This window comes from Janthinobacterium sp. Bl 1, from assembly GCF_058215535.1.
Genome location: NZ_CM177086.1, coordinates 3,381,419 through 3,396,887, shown reverse-complemented (window position 1 = coordinate 3,396,887; position 15,469 = coordinate 3,381,419). Strand labels below are relative to the sequence as shown.

Here is a 15,469-nt window from a genome sequence, read left to right as displayed (position 1 = left end):
TCTTGGACAGGGCGCACCGCTGCCTGACGGACCAGGCTAGCCCGCGTACGCCCGCTTGATCTCGTCGATGTCGATCTTTTTCATGCCCATCATGGCTTTCATCACGCGCTGGGCCTTGATCGGGTCGGGATCGCCCAGCAGCTTGACCATGATGGTGGGCACGATTTGCCAGGACACGCCAAACTGGTCCTTGAGCCAGCCGCACTGCTGCGCTTCCAGGGGCCCGCCTTCGGACAATTGGTTCCAGTAGTGGTCGACCTCGTCCTGGGTTTCGCAATTGACCTGGAACGAGATCGCTTCGGAAAACTGGAACAAGGGTCCGCCATTCAAGCCCGTGAACGTCTGGCCGTCGAGTTCAAACGCGACAGTCAGCACGCTGCCCGGTTCCTGGCCGTGGATTTCCTTGCCCTCCTCGCCATAGCGCAGGATCTGGCCGATCTTCGAATTGGGGAAGATCCCCGTATAAAACAGGGCCGCCGCCTCGGCGTGGCCGTTGAACCATAAACACGGGGTAATCTTTTGTATGCTGTGCATGATGTCTCCCTAGTCCGGTGTGTGGATTAGCTTCGCTAATATAATCACTATCGCGCCAGCATGGCGCGCGGAATGCGCCTGTTAGCGCCCTGCAATGGCCTCCCGTCCCAGCACACCGGCGCTGGCCAGCAGCCGCAGCCGGGCCGAGCGCCATTCCGCCTGGCAACGGATGCGCTCCTGCTGCGCCTCGAGCAACGCCGACTGCGTGTTCAACATTTCCAGGATGTCGGCCGCGCCCAGGCCGAACTTGCGCTGCACGCTGGCCTGGGCATCGCGCGCCGCGTCCAGCCACGCTTGCGAGGCAGCCAGGTTGGCCAGCGCCGTACTCGCCTCCGCATGCGTTTTCACCAGTTCCATCAGAGTCTGCTGCTTTACGTCTTGCGCCTCGGCTTCCCTTTGCCCGGCCTGCGCCAGCGCGCCGCGCACCTTGTAGTGGCGCGCAAAACCGTCGAACAGGGGAATGTTCAATGAGATGCCCACCAGGGTTTCGCGCGTGGACGCGGCGGACAAGCCCTGGTTGGGGCGGCCGTTCTGGTAGATATTGGCCGTCAGGTCGATGCTGGGACGGCCTTCCGACTCGCTCACGGCCACCCGTTCGCGCGCGGCCGCCAGCTGCGCCTTCGCAGCCACGATGGCCGGGTGCCGCGCCTGGGCCAGCGCCAGCCAGGTGTGCAAATCTTCGCTCAACCCCGCCACCGGGGCATCCGCATCGTCATCCAGGATCACACCCGCCTCGGCCGGCAAGCCCAGCGTATAGACGAGCACGGCGCGCGCCTTCTGGAATTCGCCATCGGCGCGGCTGGCGCCCAGGGCCGCCTTGGCCAGCGCGCTTGTCGCCTGCAGGGTGTCGCTGTGCGAGCCGAGCCCCCGCTGCGCGCGGCGCTGCGTGGCCAGCACCGTTTCATTCGCCAGCGCCCGGTACTCCTCGCGCATCCGCACGTTGGCCCGCGCCGTCTGCGCGTCAAAATACGCGCTGACGGTGGCCGCCAGCGTCTTTTGCAGCACGGCGTCGCGGTTGGCCAGGGCCGCGTCGAGCAAGGCCTGCGCCGAACGCTGGCCCGCCGCGCGCCCGCCGAAGTCGAACAAACGCCAGGACAGATTCAGCGAGCCCGTATTGCTGTTCAAGCTGCCGGACGGCGTGCTGGCGCCCGGATAGGCCGTGCGGTCGTGCACCCGGCTCACGCCTGCATTCAGGGTCGGCAGAAAGGCGGCCCTGGCCTCGCCCACGCCGGCCGCCTGCAGCCGGATGCCGGCCCAGGCGCCGTGCACCTGCGCGTTGTGGCACAGGGCCAGGTCGACGGCCGCCGGCAGGGTCAAGGGCACGCCCGCCTCGTACGCGGACGGACATGGCGCGGCCTCGAACTCGCCCGCCTGCGCCGCAGCACTGGCCAGCAGCAAGCTGGCGGCGATGGCGATGGTGGCCATGGCGCGGCATCTAGCGTTCATGCAGCGCCTCCTTCTGGTGCTGCACCAGCGGCGAGAGCACGTATTCGATCACCCTCCTCGTCCCCGTGCGGATTTCCGCGCGCACGGCCATGCCGGCCGTCAAGGGCACCGATCTGCCGTCGATGATGATGGACGGCTGCCGCAGCGTGATCCTGACGGCATACACGGGGCCCTTCTTTTCATCCTCGACGGCGTCGCGCGAGACGCTGCTGACGACGGCGGGCACGGTGCCATACTTGGTGTAATCGAAGGCGTCGACCTTGATGGCCACCGCCTGTCCGACCTGCACGAAGCCGACGTCGCGGTTTTCCAGCACGGCGTCGATTTCCAGCTTGCCCTGGCGCGGCACGATCTGCATCAGCGCCTGCGCGGCCGGCACCACGCCGCCCACCGTATGCAGCTTCAGTTGCTGCACCGTGCCGTCGACGGGCGCCGTCAGGCGCAGCAGGCTGCCGCGGGCGCCGGCGCGGCGCGCGTCCTGGCCGCTGGCCGCCGCCACCCTGGCCCCTTCCGTCAGCGCGTCGTAGGCGTCCTTGCGCGTCTGCGCCACCAGGGCCGCGCGCTCGCTGCGGGCCGACGCCAGCTGGCCGGCCAGGTCGATGCGCGCCTGCTCCTTTTCCAGCCACGCGTGTTCGGCCACGTCGCGCGTCGCCAGCAGCGCCTTGTAGTCGCCGGCGCGCTGGGCCGCCAATGGCAGCGCCTGGGCATAGCGGGCAATCTCGCCATCGAGATGCGCGAGCCTGGCGCGGAAATTCGCGTACTGGCCATCGAGGTGGCCCTGCGCTTCCTCGCGCTGGGCGGCGGAAGCGCCGTCGGGCGCCGCCAGCTTGGGCAGCGTCAAGCTGTCGATGGCGGCGATCAAAGCACGCGAGCGGGCCATTTGCAGCGCGGCCGCCACGGCGTCGCCGGCGGCCTTGTCGCGCTCGGCATCCGGGCCGCGGCTGTCGAGTTCCACCAGCAGCTGGCCCGCCTTCACGGCCTGCCCCTCGCGCACGTGCAGGGCGCGCACGGCCGCCACGTCGACCGAGGCGATGGTCTTGGTGTTGCCGGACGGAATGATCTTGCCGGCCGCGTTGACGATGATGTCGACCTGGCCGAAGACCGCCCACAGCACGACGCAGCCGACCAGCAGCATCAGCACCCTGGCCGTCAGGCGCAGCGATGGCGACACGGGCCGCTCCTGCAGCGCCAGCGCGGCCGGCAGGAAAGCCGCCTCGTCTTCGCTGAGCACGGGGCCGCTCAAGGCGGCGCGCTGGCGCCAGCTGTGCCGCAGCACCTGGCCGTAGCGTTGCAACAGCTCGCCATACGCGGCCAGGCGGTGGCCGGCGCTCATGTTGCGTCCCCTGTTGCGCTCCCGTGCGTGCCCTGCTGCAGGCTGTACAGATGGGCGTAGATGCCGCCCGGCTGCGCCAGCAGCGCGTCATGCGTGCCCAGTTCGGCCACCTGCCCCCGCTCCATGACAACAATACGGTTAGCTTCGCGCACGGCCGACAGGCGGTGGGCGATGATCAGCACGGTGCGCCCCGCGCAAATGCCGCGCATATTGTCCTGGATGATCTTTTCCGATTCATAGTCGAGCGCGCTCGTCGCCTCATCGAAAATCAGGATGCGCGGATCACCGATCAGGGCGCGGGCGATGGCGATGCGCTGGCGCTGGCCGCCCGACAGGCCCGTGCCATGCTCGCCCACCATGGTGTCGTAGCCTTCTGGCAATTCGCAAATAAAATCGTGGGCGCCCGCCAGTTTCGCCACGGCGATGACGGCGTCGATAGGCAGCGCCGGGTCGCTCAGGGCGATGTTGTCGCGCACGGAACGGTTGAACAGGATGTTTTCCTGCAGCACCACGCCAATCTGCCGCCGCAGCGAAGCCGTGTCGATGACGGCGATATCCTGCCCGTCGATCAGCACCTTGCCCCGTTCGGGAATGTACAGGCGCTGCGCCAGCCGCGTCAAGGTGCTCTTGCCGGAACCGGAACGCCCGACGATGCCGATCACTTCGCCGGGCGCGATGGAAATCGATACATTGCGCAGCACTTCGGCCGCATCGGGCCGGTAGCGGAAACCCACTTGCTGGAAGTCGATGGCGCCCGCGATGCGCGGCAGGCGCGCCTTCTGGCTGCCCGCTTCCACGCGCGCGTTGAGGATGTCGCCGAGCCGGCTCATGGAGATGCCCACCTGCTGGAAATCGTTCCACAGCTGCGCCAGGCGCAAGATGGGCGATGCCACCTGTCCGGCCAGCATATTGAACGCGACCAGTTCGCCCACCGTCATCTTGCCGTCGATGACGAGGGTGGCGCCCCACCACATGATGGCCGCCGTCACCAGCTTGCTCACGAGCGTCACGCCGCCGCTGGCCAGCATGCCGATGTTGTTTGCCGACAAGCCCGCCGAGACATAGCCGGCCAGCTGCTTTTCCCACTGCTGCTGCCAGCGCGGCTCGACGGCCATGGCCTTGAGCGTATCGACGCCGCTGATGGTTTCAACCAGGAAGGACTGGTTTTCCGCGCTGCGGTTGAATTTGTCGTTCAAGCGGCCACGCAACACGGGCGTGAGCAGCATCGACAGGGCCGCGTAGACGGGAATCGAGGCCAGCACGACGATGCTGAGCGCCGCGCTGTACCACAGCATGGCGGCAATGAAAATGAAGGAAAACAGCAGGTCCAGCACCAGGGTCATGGCGTTGCCGGTGAGAAAAGACCGGATATTTTCCAGTTCATGGATGCGCGCCACGGAATCGCCCACGCGGCGCGCCTGGAAATACGCGATCGGCAAGGCCAGCAAATGGCGGAACAGGCGCGCGCCCAGTTCCACGTCGATCTTGCTGCTGGTGCGCGCGAAAACATAGGTGCGGATGAGGCCAAGCACGGCTTCGAAGACGATGGCGCACACGAGACCGATGGCCACCACGTGCAGGGTTTTCATCGCATGGTTGACCAGCACCTTGTCCATCACCACCTGGAAAAACAGGGGGGTGGCCAGGCCGATCAGCTGCAGCACGAAGGAAATCAGCAATACTTCGCCCAGCAGCCTGCGGTATTTGACGACGGCGGGAATGAACCAGCTGAAGTCGAAACGGGCCGTCTCGCCCGCATAGCTGGCCTTGCTCGTGAAAAAGATCAGCTCGCCCGTCCAAGCGGCAAGAAAAGCTTCGCGACCGAGGATTTGCGGCGGCTGGCCCGGATGCTGGACCAGCACCTTGCTCACGCCGTCAGCGTCCGTCTCGACCTTGCCGAGGATAAAGAAACGGCCATCCGTATCGATGGCGATGGCCGGCAGCGGCGCTTGTGCCAGCCTTTCGGGCGCCTGGCGCACCAGTTTGGCCGTCAAGCCAAGTCGCCTGGCGGCCAGCAGCACGGTTTGCCGCGTGAACACGGCCTGTCCGAAAGCATGCTTGAGCTGGGCGCCATCGGCTGCGATGCCGTGCAGGCTGGCCATCAGCAACAGCGACAGCAAGCCCGTGTCGGGCACAGTTTTTTCTATGGACGGCGTATCGTTGCGGTGGGAGAGGACTGTCATCGGGCAATATCAGAGATTCAATGGCGCAGCCAGGCCGTGGCAGGTCGCCCCGGCCCGGCTGCGGAGGGTGGATCTGGCTATGTCAACTGATTAATGGACTGCCGCCAGCTGGATCTGCATCGACGGATTGCCGTGGCCTGACCATGGCGCCGATGCGGCCGCCGGCACGGCAAAGCCAGCCATCGCTTGCACCAGTTGCGCGGAATCCGCCTGCCAGCCGCCGATTCCGTCCTGGCTGACGGCACTGAATTGCTGCGCGGCACGCCAGTTTTGCGCCAGCACCGGCGCCAGGATGGCCGCCGTGCCTGCAGGCAAGGTCAGCTGGCCAGCCGCTGGCGGCGTCAGGCCCGCCATCGCCTGCACGAGTTTTTGTACATCGCTGCCCAGCAAGACCCGCCCGTCGGCCATGCGGAATTGCTCGATGCTCGCCCCCGCTGCCGCATACCAGCCATTGACGGTGATCTTGTCATTGGTGCCGATGGTGCTCACTTCGAGGTTGGTTCCCACTTGGCGGAACCACAGCTGCTCGGCGCTGACGCCGGCCAGGAAGGACACCACGTCGCGGCTGCCCGCCTCGTTCGCCTCGGAAATAATGTCGGTGCCGTCGCCGCGGGCGAAGACATAGGTGTCGTTGCCCAGCGTACCGGCCAGCGCGTCATCGCCCTTGCCGCCTTGCAAGGTATCGTTGCCGAGGCCGCCCACCAGGATGTTCTTCAGTTCATTGCCCGTCAGCACGTCATCAAACTTGCTGCCGAAGACGGCGTTGAAATTGGCCAGCACGTCGCTGCCTGCGCGCGCCGTCATCGGGCCGCCAACGGGCGCAAAGGCGGCCGTCACACCCGTAGTGGAAGTGGCGTAGAACAGCGAATTGCCCGCCCCGCCACCGTCGAGCACGTTGCCGCCGGCGGTGCCGACATGGAAGACGTTGTTGGTATAGGCGCTGCCCGTCACCGTCAGGCCGGGTGCCGCTAGGCGCACGTACTCGACGTTGTCGGCCACCGTGTAGTTGACCTTGGTGTACACGGTGTCGTTGCCGCCATTGCCACGTTCGTCGATGAAGTCGCCGCTGTGGTTGACGTAATACGTGTCGTCGCCACCGAGGCCTTGCAGCAGGTCGGCGCCCGTGCTCCCATTGATGACGTCGGCGCCCGCCGTGCCGACGAATGTTTGCCCCGTCGGCTGCGTGGGACCGTTGAAGTGCCAGGCCTGGGCCAGCGCGGGCGCCAGGGCAGCGGCCGTGGCGGCAGGCAGGGTCAGCTGGCCCAGCGGCGGCGGCGCCAGGTTCGACATCGCCCGCACCAGCAGTTGCACGTCGGCGCCGCGCATGACGTGGCCGGCGGCCGTGCGGAATTCCTCGATGTTCGGCACCGCCGCGTTCCAGGCGCGGATGGTGATCTTGTCCGTGATGCCGATGGTGCTCACCTCCAGGTCATTGCCCACCTGGCGGAACCACAGCTGGTCGATGTTGACGCCGGCCAGGAAGGCGATGGTGTCGTAATTGGCATCGGCGGACGATTCGGTAATGACATCGGCGCCGTCGCCGCGCGCAAAGACATAGGTGTCGTCGCCGAGGCCGCCGGTGAGCACGTCGCTGCCTTTGCCGCCTTGTAAGGTATCGTTGCCGAGACCGCCGGCCAGGGTATTGGCCAGCTCGTTGCCGGACAGTACGTCGTCATAGCCGCTGCCGGTCACGCTGGAAATATTGACCAGCACATCGCTGCCGGGGCGGGCCGCATGGGATTCGTTGATGGAAACGATGCTGGCTGTCGCGCCCGCCTTGGAACCCGCATAGGTGGCCGTGCTGTTCGTGCCGGTGCCGCGCAGCACGTTGCCGCCGGCGACATCGACGTGGAATACGTTGTCATTGCCGTTGCCCGTCACCGTCAGGCCGGCGGCGCTCACATGCACCTCTTCGACGTTGGCGGCCAGCGTGTAGTTCGCGCTGGCATAGACGGTATCGCGGCCGCCGCCAGCCTGTTCCACCACCACGTCGCCGCTGTGGTTGACGTAATACGTGTCGTCGCCGGCCAGGCCCGCCATCACGTCGGCGCCCGCCGTGCCCTGGATGATGTCCGGATTCACCGTGCCGGTAAAGACGCCATTGCCGGGCTGGTTCGGTCCTTCCGTACGCCAGTTCTGCGCCAGCGCCGGCGCCAGGGCGGTGGCCGTTGCCGCTGGCAAGGTCAGCTGGCCAGCGGCCGGCATCGCCAGGCCCGCCATTGCCTGCACGAGGTTTTGCACGTCGCTGCCCAGCAGCACGCGGCCATCGGCCGTGCGGAATTCCTGGATGCGGGGCGCCGCACTGGAAAACCAGACGTTGATGGTGATCTTGTCGCCGGTGCCGATGGTGCTCACTTCCAGCGCCGTGCCCACCTGGCGGAACCACAGCTGGTCGGCGCTGACGCCGGCCAGGAAGGAGACGACGTTATGGCTGGCCGCCTCTTCCCCGTCAACGATGATGTCGGCGCCGTCGCCACGGGCAAAAATATACGTGTCGTCGCCCTGCAAGCCGGCCAGGGTATCGTCGCCCTTGCCGCCGCGCAGGATATCGTTGCCAAAACCGCCCACGAGGGCGTTTTTGAGCTCGTTACCGGTCAGAACATCATCGAACTTGCTGCCGGCGATGTTGGCGATATTGAGCAGCACGTCGCTGCCGGGCGGCGCCGTCACCGGGCCATTCGCTCCGGACAAGGTCGCCGTCACGCCCGTGCTGGACGCCACGTAGTTGACCGTGTTGCCCGTGCCGCCGCCATCGATCCTGTTGCCACCGGCCGCATCAACGAAAAAGACGTTATTGGTATTGGCGCTGCCCGTTACCGTCAGGCCGCCTGCGGTCAGGCGCACGTTCTCGACGTTGTCGGCCACCGTGTAATTGACGCTGGTGTAGACGGTATCGCTGCCGCCGTTGGCCAGTTCGACGATCACGTCGCCGCTGTGGTTGACGTAATACGTATCGTCGCCAGCCAGGCCTTCGAGCACGTCGGCGCCCGTGGTGCCGCTGAGGATATCCGCGTTCGCCGTACCCGTGAAGCGCTGTGCGGCGGCTGCCGAACTGTTCAGGTAAGCGTCGATGGCGGAGACGCTGGAGCCAGATGCATTGTTTTCAGTCATGTTGCAGTTTCCTGTCGTTAAACTTAAAACCAAGATTGAATATGCCGGCGCAGGCCGGCATGCAAGGCAAAAGTTCCGGCCGCATCCACTTGCCATTCAGCGTGCACCTTCAACGGTCCGGCACTTTTGGCGCATGGACGGCGAGCGCTTGAGCGTCGCCTCGCATGCACGCCTTAATGACGCGCAATCGGGACAGGCACTGTTATTTGTCATGCAAATGTCACACTGCATGGGGGAAAGAAGAGGAGACCTTTGCCCAGTTTTTTCTGCCACCGCTATAGCCATTGTGCGAGAATGCCCCTCCCCCCTCGATGGTGCGCATGATGACCAAACTCGCCGCAAGCATCACTGTAATGACACTGCAGCTGGCAGCTTGCAAGCCAGCAGCCACGGCACCTGCGCACGACATTCCTGCGGCCATGCGCCAGGCCGCGACCACCCTGCTGCAGTCACCATTGCTGCACGCGACCTCGATTGCCGTCGTTTATCGCGGCAAGGAATTCATGCTGCATCAGGGCGAGCTGGAGGCCGGCAAAGGCAATCCGCCGAACGATACAACGCTGTATGAAATCGGCTCAGTCAGCAAGACTTTTGCCGGCCTGCTACTGGCGAACGCTGTGCTGGACGGGAAGGCGGCGCTCGACGATCCCATACAAAACTACCTGCCGGCCGCCTACCCGAACCTGCAGTGGCAAGGCCAGCCCGTGCGCTTGCGCCACTTGATCACGCACACCAGCACCATGCCGGGCATGCTGCCATTGCAGGTGAACGCCATATTGCAGGATTTCACGGCACACGCCACGCCGGCAAAGCTCAATGCAGCCTACGCCAACTACGGGCAACAGCAATTCTGGCAGGATTTACATGCAGTCAGCATCAAGGGTCCGCTTGGCAAGGACTACGCCTATTCCAGCGCCGGTACCGAACTCATTGCGCACACACTCGAAACAATCTACGGCATGCCCTATGCAGTCCTGCTCACGCAATTCATCGCGCGCGAAGCCGGCATGCACGATACCAGGCTGGAAATCGCAGCTCAGGATGCCGGCCGGCTGGCGCCCGGCTACCACAGCGACAATCCCGTCATCACGACACCGATGCCGCAACTGCCCTGGGGAGCCGCCGGCAACCTGAAGTCGACCATGCCCGATATGGCGAAGTACCTGCGCCTGCAATTGAGCGCCCATCGCGCGGCTGCCGAATCGCACAAGCCGCTGGTGCGCTTTCAGGATGACTTCAGCATTGGCTATTTCTGGAATATCGGCAGCAATCGCCAGTTGGGCACGCATTATGTGCACCATGGCGGCGTGCCACGTGCGCAAAGCTACGCTTACGTCGTTCCCCAATATGAGCTTGGGGTCTTCATCATCACCAACCAGAGCGGCGACGCGACCGCCGGCGCCATGGAAAGCGCGCTGGCGCCTATTTTCGACACAGTGGAATCCATGGAAAGCGCGAAGTAGGCCGCCAACAATACGTACGGCGCCACAGTTTGGGAAGATGGCGCTTATTTGCCAGCCGCTGCGGCCTGCAAGGCGCGCAAGGCGGCCATGCGGGAAGTAAATTGCGCGAGCGCATCGTTCAGCGCCAGGCCCGGGCGGCTGGCGGCGAAACCGGTCCAGGCCGGAGCGTGGCGGGCCGCCTCATCCCGGCCATGCTGGCCATCGAGGTAGGCAATGGCCGCCATCGCTTGCTCCTGATCAAAGTGCAACTGCGGCTGCCGAAGGTAATGTGCAAGATAACGGTGCAGGTAGTCGCGGCTGGCTGGCGTGTCGAAAACGGCCAGCGCCAGGCAATACGCGCTGCCCGCGTAGCAGACCTCGCTGGCCAGCAGCAGGCCGCCCAGCTGATCCGTAAACGCGGACTGCCCGGTCAGTGCGGCCAGGTAGGCGCCCGCCGTGCGGCTGCGCCAGTCGAATTGCCCCAGCAGGCGCGCGATGACGGTGGCGTCGGCTTGCGCCAGCCGCTGCGCACACGCCAGCGCCTGAGGCTGGTGCAAGCCCATGTACAGGGGCCGCACCCAGTCGTCGCGCAAGGCCGCCGTCAGTGGTTCCTGCGGCGGCAGCGCCGGCATGGCAAACGGGTGCGCATGGCGCACGGTGGCGCCGGCCACATGCAATTGCAAGGGCGTCAGGGAAGAATCCGCCGTCATGGCAAAGCTCCAAAAGTTTGATCCTGTAATTGCTGCACGAGGAAATCGATGAAGACGCGCAAGCGCGGCGGCAGGTGACGGCTGGCCGGCCACAGCAGCCAGAATGCCGTGCGCGCCTGCGTATGCTCGTCCAGCAGCGAGACCAGTTGCCCCGCCGCCAGCTCGCGCTGCACGGCAAATGCAGGCAGGTAGGCGATGCCCTGCCCCTGCACAGCCAGGAAAACGCGCATTTCCACGCTGTTGCACACCATGCCGGGCGCCGGCTGGGCAGCCTCGTCCATCAGCGGCCACTGTTCCAAACGGCCCGTGGCGGGAAAGCGGTAATCGAGGCGCTGATGCCGCATCAGTTCGGTGCCATCGGCGGGCCGGCCGTGGCGCGCCAGGTAGGCGGGCGACGCCACCAGCAGGCGCCGGAACGTACACAGTTTGCGCCGCATCAGGCTTGAATCGGCCAGTTCGCCCGTGCGCACGGCCGCGTCAAAGCCGTCGCTGACGATGTTGACCATGGCGTCGGAGAAATCGAGGTCGAGTTCGATGGCGGGATAGGCTTGCATGAACGCACCGATGGCCGCTTCGAACAGGCCGCTGTAGCGTGGCAGGCTGATACGCAGGCGGCCGCTGGGCGCGCCGCCCGATTCACCGAGTTCGCGCTCGGCCGCTTCCACCTCGGCCAGGATGCGCTTGCAGCGCTGCAGGAATTTTTCCCCTTCCGCCGTCAAGGCCAGATGCCGCGTGCTGCGCTGGAACAGGCGCGCGCCCAGCCGCGCCTCCATGCGCGCCACGCTTTTCCCGACGGCCGACGACGACAGGCCCAGCAGCCGGCCCGTGGCCGAAAAACTGCCGCTGTCGGCCACCTGCACGAACATGGCGATGCCACCCAAGCTATCCATTCACACTCCACTCAAGACATTTGTGTCCGATATGTTGATCAGTTTAGCCCATTTTTCTTCAATGATAGGCGCGCCATACTCGCCCCTCTTTCTTTCATATCCGACACCCATGTCCTCTTCCTCACCTCTTTCACTCCCGCTGCAAGTGCTGGCCGCTTGCCTGACGGGCTTGCTGATACCCCTGTGCTTCACGGGCCCGGCCGTCGCCCTGCCCGCCCTCGGCGCCGAATTGCACGGCAGCGCCGCCGCCCTGAACTGGGTCATCAACGCCTATATCCTCAGCTATGGCAGCGCCATGATGGTGGCCGGCAGCCTGACGGACGTGCTGGGACGGCGCCGCGTCTGGCTGGCGGGGCTGGCGCTGTTTTGCGTGGCGACCCTGGCCATCGCCGTCGCGCCATCGGTGGCATGGATCGCCGCGCTGCGCTTCGTGCAGGGCCTGGGCGGCGCGGCCGCGTTCGCCGCCGCCATGTCGTCGCTGGCGCCATTGTTCCACGGCGCGGCGCGCAGCCGCGTGATGAGCGTGCTGGGCACGACGTTCGGCCTGGGCCTGGCCTTCGGTCCGCTGGCGGCCGGCGCCATGCTGGCGCTGGCCCGCTGGCCCGCCATCTTTTATGCCACGGCCGCGCTGGGCGCCATCGGCATGCTGCTGGTATGGGTCAGCGTGCCGGCCGATCCGGCGCGCGGCCAGGGCCGGCTGGACTGGCCTGGCGCCATCAGCTTCAGCGCCGCACTGGGCCTGCTGACTCTGGGCATGCTGCTGGCGCCGGAACACGGCTGGCGCAACGGCGCCGTGCTGCTGTCCCTCGCCGCATCCGTGCTGCTGTTCCTTGCCTTTGTCGTCATCGAGCGCCGGACGGCGCGGCCCATGCTGGATTTGTCGCTGTTCCGCCAGCGCCGCTTTGTCGCCGTGCAAGTGCTGGCCGCTTCGCCCGCCTTCCTGTTCATCGTGCTCATCGTCATGCTGCCGGGGCGCTTCATCGGTATCGACAACATGTCCGCGCTGGCCGCTGGCCGTCTGATGATCGCCCTGGCCGCGCCGCTGCTGCTCGTGCCCGTGCTGGCGGCGTTGCTGTCGCGCTGGGTCAAGACGGGCGCCCTGTGCGCAGCGGGACTGCTGCTGGCCGCGGCGGGCCTGGCCTGGCTGGCCCAGGTACTGGGCCATGGCGGCACCGCGGCGCTGGCCGGCCCCCTGCTGCTGATCGGCGTGGGCATCGGCTTGCCGTGGGGCTTGATGGATGGCATGGCCCTGAGCGTGGTGGAAACGGAGCGGGCCGGCATGGCGACGGGCATCTTCAATACCGTGCGCGTCAGCGCCGATGGGGTGGCGCTGGCGCTGGCGGGCTCTTTGTTGGCCGGCCTGATCGGTGCGGGCCTGGCACAGCAACTGCCGGCCGAACTGCCCGTGCTGGCCGCCGCCAGCCGCGCCGCGCTCGGCGATATCCAGCAAGCAACACAGCTGCTGGGCGGCCAGGAAGCGCTGCTGCGCGCCAGCTATGACGCCGCCTTCCGCCAGTTGCTGGTCGGCCTGGCGCTGCTGGCCGTGGCGCTGGCGGCGCTGGTGCCGTACTTGCTTCGGAATGGTGCGACTCAGGCGTCGAGGCCGTAGAACACGGCGATAAGGATGGCGATATTGTTGCAGGCGCGCGCAAATGTCGTTGTCGCATAGGCAACGGCCACACTGGGGCCGCGGTAGCGCAGGTAGACAAAGCTGAACATGGCGCCCGACCCCAGCGCGACGATGGCGTGCAGCAGGCCGCCGCTGATGAAATGCACGATGGCCCACAGGATGGCGCCGATAAAAACGCTGAGCTGGCGGCTGGCGCCCAGGCGCCGGAGGATTTCCAGCGGCAGCAGCTGGCCGAGGAAGGTTTCCAGGATGGGGGAATAGATGACGACCCAGAACACCAGCAGGGGCAGCGACATTTCGCGCTTGAACTTGGACAGGCCCGTGTGCGCGCCCCAGTATTCGGGCGGCAACAGCCATTTCGTCACGAACAGGATGGCAAAGCACAGCATGCAGGTGAGCAAGCCCCAGCCGAGACCGGCAAGGGCCAGCTGCAGCACGGGCGGCGCCGGTTTGTCGTCGTCCGGGCTGGATAGATCATGGCTGCTGCGCACTTGCATGACTCGTCCTGGCGGTGATCCAGCGCTCATTGTAGCGCGGAATATGCCGGTTGGCGCGCGCCGCGCCAAAGCGCCATCGGCCTCAGGCCGCCAGGCGCAGCGGTCCGTTGGCCGGCGGGGCCAGCTTGAAGATGCCCACTTCCTGTTCCAGCTGCGCCGCCTGCTGCTGCAATTCGTGCGCGGCGGCGGCCGCCTGCTCGACCAGGGCCGCGTTTTGCTGGGTCACCCTGTCCATGTCGACGATGGCGCGGTTGACTTGCTCGATGCCGGCGCCCTGCTCCTGCGTGGCGTGGCTGATCTCGGCCATGATGCCCGTCACCCTGCCGATGCCGGCCACCACGTCATGCATGGTGGCGCCCGCCTGCTCGACGAGCACCGTGCCCGTGCCGACCTTGCTGACGGAATCGTCGATCAGGGCCTTGATTTCGCGCGCGGCAGCGCTTGACCGTTGCGCCAGGCTGCGCACCTCGGTGGCGACGACAGCGAAACCGCGTCCCTGCTCACCGGCGCGCGCCGCTTCGACGGCCGCGTTCAAGGCGAGGATATTGGTCTGGAAGGCGATGCTGTCGATCACGCCGATGATGTCGACGATCTTGTTCGACGAGGCATTAATCAGGCCCATGGTGTGCACCACTTCGGCCACCGCCTTGCCGCCCTGCTCCGACACCTTCGACGCTTCGCGCGCCAGGCGGTTCGCCTGCTGCGCGTTGTCCGCATTCTGGCGCACGGTGGAAATCAGTTCTTCCATCGATGAAGCCACTTCTTCGAGCGAGCCGGCCTGCTGCTCCGTGCGCTGCGACAAATCGCGGTTGCCCGTGGCAATCTCGGTCGAGGCCGTGGCGATGCTTTCCGTTCCATGGCGTACCTTGCCGACGATGGCGGCCAGGTTGTCGCGCATGGTCTTGATGGCAAACAGCAGGCTGCTGTCGTCGCCATGGCGTGTGTGCACGTCGATGGCCAACTCCCCCAGCGCGATGCGCCCGGCAATCGCGGCCGCATACGCCGGTTCGCCGCCCAGCTGGCGCAGCAGGCCGCGCGTGATGACGGTGGCCACCGCAATGCAAATGAGCACGCTGAGCGCGGCCAGCACGCCGATCCAGCGCAGCGACTGGCCGTAGATGGCGCGCGCGGCCACGCTGGCCTGCTCCGATTCGCGCTGCACGTTTTTCAGCACCGTATCGATGTCGGCGACGATCTGGCGCCGCAGGGGGCTGCACTCCTCGACGAGGAAGGTGCCGTACTGTTCCATTTGGCCAGCGGCGCGGAACTGGCGCGGACGCTGCAATTCCTGCGCCATGGCTTTCAGGCCCGTGCTGACTTTCTCGAACTGCGGATCGCCGGCGAACTGCGGCGCCAGCCGGGCCAGCGCGTCCAGGTACAGGGCCTTCTGGCTGTCGAGGATGGCCAGCTCTTTCTCGGCCGCGGCCTGGTCGTGGAAGATATATGCGTTGCGGGCGGCCAGGCCCGTCTGATCGAGCGCTTCGCGCGCCACATACAGCGGTTCGAGTTTTTCCAGTTGGACTTTTTCTTGCGCGTCCATGGCGCCGGAGATGGCGCCGATGCGCAGCAGCGCGAAGGCCGCCAGCACCAGCATGAGTAAGACCAGCAGCCCGAAGCCTGCGCTCAGGCGCGCGCCTATCGTCAAACGATTGAATGACATCATTGTTGTTATTGCCCTGTATAAAGTTGATTG

General features: G+C 66.0%; 11 protein-coding genes. 2 read left to right on the top strand and 9 right to left on the bottom strand.

Going from position 1 to position 15,469, the window contains the following annotated elements; translation table 11 throughout:
• Positions 1–36 precede the first annotated feature (36 nt).
• From AC4BCN_RS15085 to AC4BCN_RS15065, 5 genes are all read right to left on the bottom strand, one after another.
• Positions 37–534 (bottom strand): VOC family protein, encoded by a 498-nt coding sequence (locus AC4BCN_RS15085; protein ID WP_425323991.1) that lies wholly within the window; start codon positions 532–534, stop codon positions 37–39.
• A gap of 81 nt (positions 535–615) precedes the next feature.
• A complete protein-coding gene (locus AC4BCN_RS15080; protein ID WP_490491086.1) occupies positions 616–1,980 on the bottom strand; it encodes a TolC family protein in 1,365 nt (454 codons plus the stop codon).
• Complete coding sequence (locus AC4BCN_RS15075; protein ID WP_490491085.1) at positions 1,970–3,313, bottom strand: HlyD family type I secretion periplasmic adaptor subunit; 1,344 nt, start codon at positions 3,311–3,313, stop codon at positions 1,970–1,972. Before AC4BCN_RS15075 ends, AC4BCN_RS15080 begins: the two co-directional genes overlap by 11 nt.
• A complete protein-coding gene (locus tag AC4BCN_RS15070; protein ID WP_490491084.1) occupies positions 3,310–5,496 on the bottom strand; it encodes a type I secretion system permease/ATPase in 2,187 nt (728 codons plus the stop codon). The genes AC4BCN_RS15075 and AC4BCN_RS15070 overlap by 4 nt, the downstream gene beginning before the upstream one ends.
• A gap of 90 nt (positions 5,497–5,586) precedes the next feature.
• Entirely contained in the window at positions 5,587–8,607 is a 3,021-nt protein-coding gene (locus AC4BCN_RS15065; protein WP_490491083.1) for a calcium-binding protein, read from the bottom strand.
• Positions 8,608–8,960: 353 nt separating this feature from the next.
• Here AC4BCN_RS15065 and AC4BCN_RS15060 point away from each other — a divergent pair, with 353 nt between their 5' ends.
• A complete protein-coding gene (locus AC4BCN_RS15060) occupies positions 8,961–10,070 on the top strand; it encodes a serine hydrolase domain-containing protein (RefSeq protein ID WP_490491082.1) in 1,110 nt (369 codons plus the stop codon).
• A gap of 44 nt (positions 10,071–10,114) precedes the next feature.
• Here AC4BCN_RS15060 and AC4BCN_RS15055 read toward each other — a convergent pair whose 3' ends face one another.
• On the bottom strand, positions 10,115–10,759 hold the full coding sequence (locus tag AC4BCN_RS15055) for a DUF6000 family protein (protein WP_490491081.1): 645 nt from the start codon (positions 10,757–10,759) through the stop codon (positions 10,115–10,117).
• A complete protein-coding gene (locus tag AC4BCN_RS15050; RefSeq protein WP_490491080.1) occupies positions 10,756–11,649 on the bottom strand; it encodes a LysR family transcriptional regulator in 894 nt (297 codons plus the stop codon). Before AC4BCN_RS15050 ends, AC4BCN_RS15055 begins: the two co-directional genes overlap by 4 nt.
• A gap of 109 nt (positions 11,650–11,758) precedes the next feature.
• On the opposite strand from AC4BCN_RS15050, the gene AC4BCN_RS15045 reads away from it, so the two are divergent.
• Entirely contained in the window at positions 11,759–13,258 is a 1,500-nt protein-coding gene (locus AC4BCN_RS15045; protein WP_490491079.1) for an MFS transporter, read from the top strand.
• Here the strand turns inward: AC4BCN_RS15045 and AC4BCN_RS15040 are convergent.
• Both AC4BCN_RS15040 and AC4BCN_RS15035 read right to left on the bottom strand, forming a co-directional pair.
• Positions 13,240–13,776, bottom strand: coding sequence for a hypothetical protein (locus AC4BCN_RS15040; RefSeq protein ID WP_490491078.1), 537 nt, complete (start codon positions 13,774–13,776; stop codon positions 13,240–13,242). The genes AC4BCN_RS15045 and AC4BCN_RS15040 overlap by 19 nt on opposite strands.
• 82 nt (positions 13,777–13,858) lie before the next feature.
• Positions 13,859–15,439: a methyl-accepting chemotaxis protein gene (locus AC4BCN_RS15035; RefSeq protein ID WP_490491077.1), complete on the bottom strand. Its 1,581-nt coding sequence runs from the start codon at positions 15,437–15,439 to the stop codon at positions 13,859–13,861.
• Between the last annotated feature and the right edge of the window lie 30 nt (positions 15,440–15,469).